Origin of the sequence: Shinella sp. M31 (genome assembly GCF_049199205.1) — a bacterium.
In the GTDB taxonomy this organism is placed as follows: Bacteria; Pseudomonadota; Alphaproteobacteria; order Rhizobiales; family Rhizobiaceae; genus Shinella.
Map to the genome: position 1 here is coordinate 43,709 of NZ_JBLZPH010000168.1, position 6,446 is coordinate 50,154.

At 64.1% G+C, this 6,446-nt stretch carries 5 protein-coding genes; 4 read left to right on the plus strand and 1 reads right to left on the minus strand.

Annotated features, from left to right (window positions below; genetic code table 11):
- Positions 1-16 precede the first annotated feature (16 nt).
- The gene (locus ACOZKU_RS26340; RefSeq protein ID WP_421581391.1) at positions 17-1,009 is read right to left on the minus strand and encodes a magnesium transporter CorA family protein; all 993 of its coding nucleotides are present in this window, start codon (positions 1,007-1,009) and stop codon (positions 17-19) included.
- A gap of 299 nt (positions 1,010-1,308) precedes the next feature.
- Between ACOZKU_RS26340 and ACOZKU_RS26345 the strand changes: the two genes are divergently transcribed.
- The 4 genes from ACOZKU_RS26345 to nadC all read left to right on the plus strand — a co-directional run.
- Positions 1,309-2,544, plus strand: a complete 1,236-nt coding sequence (locus tag ACOZKU_RS26345; RefSeq protein ID WP_421581392.1) for an MFS transporter — start codon at positions 1,309-1,311, stop codon at positions 2,542-2,544.
- A 171-nt stretch (positions 2,545-2,715) separates the two neighbouring features.
- Complete coding sequence (gene nadA, locus ACOZKU_RS26350; RefSeq protein WP_421581393.1) at positions 2,716-3,795, plus strand: quinolinate synthase NadA; 1,080 nt, start codon at positions 2,716-2,718, stop codon at positions 3,793-3,795.
- Between the two features lie 174 nt (positions 3,796-3,969).
- Positions 3,970-5,568 carry an L-aspartate oxidase gene (locus ACOZKU_RS26355; RefSeq protein WP_421581394.1) on the plus strand — a complete coding sequence of 533 codons (1,599 nt, stop codon included), beginning with the start codon at positions 3,970-3,972 and terminating at the stop codon, positions 5,566-5,568.
- Positions 5,569-5,607: 39 nt separating this feature from the next.
- Positions 5,608-6,446 (plus strand): carboxylating nicotinate-nucleotide diphosphorylase (gene nadC, locus ACOZKU_RS26360; RefSeq protein WP_421581395.1); only part of this gene is annotated, 839 nt, incomplete at its 3' end.

Genomic DNA, 6,446 nt, shown 5'->3' on the forward strand with positions numbered 1-6,446 from the left:
TCGGCCCCCGATGCCGTTAAACCCAGCCGCGACGCTTGAAATAAAGGAACGGCATCAGCGCGGAGATGATCATCAGGCCGACGGCGTAGGGATAGCCGAAGTGCCATTGCAGCTCGGGCATCAGCTCGAAGTTCATGCCATAGGCCGACGCGACCAGCGTCGGCGGCAGGAAGACCACCGAGGCGACGGTGAAGATCTTGATGATCTGGTTCTGCTCGAGATTGATCAGGCCGAGCGTCGCATCGAGCAGGAAATTGATCTTGCCCGACAGGAACGCAGCGTGGTCGCCGAGCGAGGCGGCGTCGCGCTGAACGAGTTTCACCAACTGTCGGATTTCCTTCGACGGCTTGCGCGTCGGTGTTTCCAGCGCCGCATGATAGGCGACGAGGCGGGAGATGCTGACGAGGCTTTCGCGCACGCCGCTCAAAAAGTCGCCCTTGCGGCCGAGCTGTTCGATCAGCGCCTCGAGGTCGCGCGTCTTCTTGGTGGACGAAGCCTTTTTGCTGCGGAAGACCTCGCGCGAAATGCCGTCGATCTCGTTACCCAGCCGCTCCAGCACATCCGCCATGCGGTCGATCACGGCCTCGATGACGCCGAGCATGACGTCCTCGCCGGTCTCGTAAGTGTGGCCGTTGCCGCGCAGCGCCCGCGTGCAGAAGGTGGCGAAGGGTTTTGCATCGGCATGGCGCACCGTCACCAGCGTCGGGCCGCGCAGGATGAAGGTGATCGGCGTCTTCGCCGGCTCGTCGCTGTCGAGATTGGTCAGCGCCGTCATGGTCATGAAGGCGGCACCGTCCTCCTGATAGAGGCGGGCTGAAAGCTCGATATCCTCCATCTCCTCGCGCGTCGGCATAGCAATATGAAGGGCCGCCTCGACGTCCTTCACCTCTTCCGTCGACGGGTTGAGGAGGTCGTACCAGAGGGCAGGCGCGATCGCCTGTTCGATGGCGGGATTGGAAATCTCGCGCAGGCAAAAACGGTCAGCCTTGCGGGCATAGATCTGCAGCATGTTTTGCTCCTTGGAGGGCGCTCTCGCCATCCGGAGCAAGCCGAAACGCTGCTACCGGACGGGTCGCTCGATCGCTCTCGATAGTCGACTGTCGGGGTCCATTGATCTTATCCGGGTTCAATTGGCGTCCTGTGACACCTGAGGGTGGGATGCGCCCAAAATCGTTCCGCGTCAAGCACATCCGCGGACCGCTTGAATCGAAATATCCCATCAACGGGACTGATCGCTCGGTCAATTAAATTCGCTTTTGTTAATTGATGGCGCGACGTAGGTTTCGGGCACTCGATTTGGAGACGCTCATGTCCGCCCCATCCACCGTTGCGGCGCCTGCCGCGAGCCGGCCCATGCCCTGGCTCATCATTGTCGCCGGCTCGCTGATCGCCGTGCTGACCTTCGGCCCGCGCTCGGCGATGGGCTTTTTTCAGCTGCCCATGCTGCAGGATACCGGCTGGGACCGCACGACCTTCGGTCTCGCCATGGCCTTGCAGAACCTCGCCTGGGGCGTCAGCCAGCCGTTCTTCGGCGCCATCGCCGACAAGTTCGGCACCTGGCGCGTGCTGCTGATCTCGGGTCTCGTCTATGCGCTCGGCCTGTTCCTCATGTCGCTCGGCACCTCGCCGCTCTGGCTGCACATCGGCGGCGGCGTGCTGGTCGGCCTCGGCGTGGGCTCCGGTTCCTTCGGCATCCTCCTGTCGTCCTTCGCCCGCAATGTCACGCCCGAGCAGCGCTCCATGGCCTTCGGCATCTGCACCGCGGCGGGGTCTGCCGGCATGTTCCTGTTCGCGCCGCTGTCGCAGGGCCTGATCAGCGCCTATGGCTGGTCGGACAGCCTCGTCTATCTCGGCATGCTGATGCTGCTCGTGCCGCTGATCGCCATTCCGCTGCGCGGCAATTCCTCCTCCGGCATCACGTCCGCCAACGAATACAAGCAGACGATCGGCGAGGCGCTGCGCGAGGCGCTTGGCCATCGCAGCTATCTGCTGCTCGTGTCCGGTTTCTTCGTCTGCGGTTATCAGGTCGCCTTCATCACCGCGCATTTCCCGGCCTATCTCGGCGACCTCGGCATCGATGCGCGCTATGCCGTGATCGCTTTGGCGCTGATCGGCTTCTTCAACATCATCGGCTCGCTTGCCGCCGGCGTCATCGGCCAGCGCTATTCCAAGCCCTATTTCCTCGCCTATATCTATCTCGCCCGCTCGGTTGCCGTCTCGGCCTTCATCCTGCTGCCGAAATCACCGACCTCGGTGATCATCTTCGCGATCGTCATGGGCCTGCTCTGGCTTTCCACGGTGCCTCCGACCAACGGCCTCGTTGCCATCATGTTCGGTACGAAGCATCTCGGCCTGCTCGGCGGCATCGTCTTCTTGTCGCACCAGATCGGCTCGTTCCTCGGCGTGTGGATGGGCGGCTATCTCTACGACCACTTCGGCACCTACGATCCAGTGTGGTGGCTCGGGGTCGCGCTCGGCATCTTCGCGGCCGTCGTCCATTGGCCGATCCAGGAAAAGAGCGTGCCGCGTCCGGCTATGGCCTGATTGAAAACCATCGCGCCGCCTGAAGGAATTCCGGCGGCGCTTCTTGCAAACCGTCACAAAAGTTTTTAAATCTAAACCACCGGCCCATGCCGGTTTTGTTTTGGAGCCATTATGCTCAAAGTGAGCAAAATGGCCGACCCGCCGGAACCGGCGGAGAAGAGGGAGGGTTCCATGACCATTCTGGCCCCGCATGCGGCAGAAGCAGAAGCCGTGCGCCCGCTGACCGCCGCCGAGCGCTTCGGCGTCCTGGAAAGACCCGACCTCACGTTCACCCCGGAGATCGCCCGCGAGACGGAGCACCTCTACGAGAAGGTGAAGCAGTTCATCCCCGCCTTCGAATGGCCTGTCTATGCGCCCTACGTTGCGGCCATCAACCGGCTGAAGCGCGAGCGCGGCGCCGTCATCCTGGCGCACAATTACCAGACGCCGGAAATCTTCCACTGCGTTGCCGATATCGTCGGCGATTCGCTGCAGCTCGCCCGCGATGCCACCAAGGTGGATGCCGAGATCATCATCCAGTGCGGCGTGCACTTCATGGCCGAGACCTCGAAGCTGCTCAACCCGGAAAAGACCGTGCTGATCCCGGATTCGCGCGCCGGCTGCTCGCTGTCGGAATCGATCACCGGCGAGGATGTACGCCTCCTGAAGCTGCGTTATCCCGGCGTGCCCGTCGTCACCTATGTCAACACCTCGGCCGACGTGAAGGCCGAGACGGACATCTGCTGCACCTCGTCCAACGTGCTTTCCGTCGTGGAAAGCCTGGAAAGCGATACGGTCCTCTGCATCCCGGACGAATATCTGGCGATGAACGTCGCCAAGCAGACGAAAAAGAAGATCCTGACCTGGAAGGGCCATTGCGAGGTGCACGAGCGCTTCACGGCGGCCGAACTGCTCGCCTACAAGGAAGCCCATCCCGGCATCGAGATCATCGGTCACCCCGAATGCCATCCCGACGTCATCGCCGTCTGCGATTTCGCCGGCTCGACCTCGGGCATGATCAACTATGTGAAGGACAACCGCCCGTCGCGCGTGCTGCTCGTCACGGAATGCTCGATGGCGTCGAACATCCAGGCGGAACTGCCCGATGTCGATTTCGTCAAGCCGTGCAATCTCTGTCCGCACATGAAGCGCATCACGCTGCCGAAGATCCTCGACAGCCTGGTGAACATGACGGAGGAGGTTCTGGTCGATCCGGCCATCGCCGACCGTGCCCGCCTTGCCGTCGAGCGGATGGTGAATTTGAAGCAGTAACGGACGTATGGCCCGCATCATGCGGCCCCTCATCCCCCTGCCGGGACCTTCTCCCCGCAGGCGGGGAGAAGGGGCAGAACGGTGAGCCCATCGCTCCTCTCCCCGCTTGCGGGGAGAGGATGCCGGCAGGCAGGTGAGGGGCGAGCGGCAGGCCGCAAGTCGGAGGAGTAGCATATGCCCATTGACAGTTTCCGCCCGCAATCCTGGAACGGCATCGACGATATCGTTATCGTCGGCGGGGGCCTCGCCGGCCTGTTCTGCGCCCTGAAGCTCGCACCGCGCCCCGTCACGATCCTCGCCGCCGCGCCCATCGGGCAGGGCGCGTCGTCGGCATGGGCGCAGGGCGGCATCGCGGCGGCGATGAGCCCCGGCGATACGTTCGACAAGCATGTCGCCGACACGCTGGAAGCCGGTGCCGGCATCGTGGATGAGAAGATGGCGCGCTTCATGGTCTCCGAGGGACCGTCGCGCATTCACGACCTGCTCGATTACGGCGTTCCCTTCGACCGCGATTTGGAAGGCAAACTGATGCTGTCGCGTGAGGCGGCTCATTCCGAGCGCCGCATCGTGCGCGTCAAGGGCGATATGGCCGGCAAGGCCATCATGGAAGCGCTCATTGCCGCCGTGCGCAACACGCCGTCGATCCGCGTGCTGGAAGGCTATGTCGTCGAGGAACTGGTGAGCGAAGGTCGCTTCATCTCCGGCGTCATCGCACGTCCCGATGCCGGCCAGGCGAAGAACCGCGTGCATTTCCCGGCCCGCGCCGTGGTGCTGTGCTCGGGCGGCGTCGGCCATCTCTTCGCCGTCACCACCAATCCGTGGCAGGCCTGCGGGCAGGGCGTCGGCATGGCCGCCCGCGCCGGCGCGATCATCGCCGATCCGGAATTCGTGCAGTTCCACCCGACCGCCATCAATATCGGCCGCGACCCCGCGCCGCTCGCCACCGAAGCCTTGCGCGGCGACGGCGCGCATCTCATCAATTCCTCCGGCCACCGCTTCATGCTGGATATCCATGCGGATGCCGAACTCGCCCCGCGCGACATCGTCTCGCGCGGCGTTTTCGCCGAAGTGCAGGCCGGCCGCGGCGCCTTCCTCGATTGCACCAAGGCGGTGGGTGCGCATTTCCCGGAGATGTTCCCGACGGTCTATGCCTCCTGCAAGGCCGCCGGCATCAATCCCATCACCCAGCCGATCCCCGTCGTGCCCGCCGTGCACTACCACATGGGCGGCGTGCTGACGGATGCCGAGGGCCGCACCTCGATCGACGGCCTCTGGGCCGCCGGCGAAGTCACCTCCACGGGCGTGCACGGCGCCAATCGCCTGGCCTCCAACTCCCTGCTCGAAGCCGTCGTCTTTTCCGCCCGCATTGCCGAAAACATCAAGGGCATGCTGCCGGAGCCGAAGCTCAACGACTGGGGCAACAATGCCGGCGAGAGCGACGACCTCGTGACCATCGAGGACAGCGCCGCGCTGAAGCGTCTGCGCCGCATCATGAGCGATCAGGTCGGCGTCATCAGGACCCGCGAGGGCCTTGCGGCCGCGATCCGCGAGATTGCGACGCTGGAGCGCGAAAACAGCCGCATGCGCTTCCACAACATCGTCACCACGGCAAAGCTCATCGCGACGGGCGCCTACCTGCGCGAAGAAAGCCGCGGCGGCCACTACCGCTCCGATTTCCCCGAGCAGAAGGCAAACTGGAAGCACCGCACCTTCATCACGCTCGCCGAGGCGGACAAGGTCGTCGCGGAACTCTCGGAAACGGCGGCGGCGTGAGCCTGCCATCTTCTACTCGACATTGAACAGGACAAGCCCATGACCACCTCCTATCTCCCCGTCCTTTCCTCCCTTATGGTGGAAGACCAGGTGCGCGCGGCGCTTGCCGAGGATCTGGGCCGGGCCGGCGATATCACCAGCCAGGCGACGATCGGGCCGGATATGAAGGCGACGGCGGAGCTGAATGCGCGCGAGAATGGCGTCGTGGCAGGGCTTGATCTGGCGCGCGCGGCGTTCCGGCTGATGGACCCTTCGATCCGTTTCGAGGCCTTCGTGCAGGACGGCGACAAGTTGGCGCCCGGCACCGTCATCGCGAAAGTCTCGGGGCCGGCGCGGGCGGTGCTGTCGGCCGAGCGGGTGGCGTTGAACTTCCTCATGCATCTCTGCGGCGTCGCGACCCATACGGCGCGTTTTGCCGAAGAGATCGCGCACACGCCGGCAAAGGTCTGCTGCACACGGAAAACCATTCCGGGGCTGAGGGCATTGGAAAAATATGCGGTCCGTATGGGCGGCGGCTCGTCGCACCGCTACGGGCTCGATGATGCGATCCTCATCAAGGACAACCACATCGCGGTGGCCGCCGGCGTCGAGGGCGCGATCCGTTCCGCGCGCGCTTTCGCCGGCCATCTCGTCAAGGTGGAGGTCGAGGTGACGACGCTGGAGGAGCTGGAGGAGGCGCTAGAGGCGCAGCCCGACGTGATCCTGCTCGACAATATGGGGCCTGAGCTTCTGCGCCGGGCCGTCGAGATCAACCGCGATTGCGCGGGCCTGACGGACGAGGCCTATATTACCGACGCGCGCCGCGTGAAGCTCGAAGCCTCCGGCAACGTCAATCTCCAGACTGTCAGGGCGATTGCCGAAACCGGCGTCGACTATAT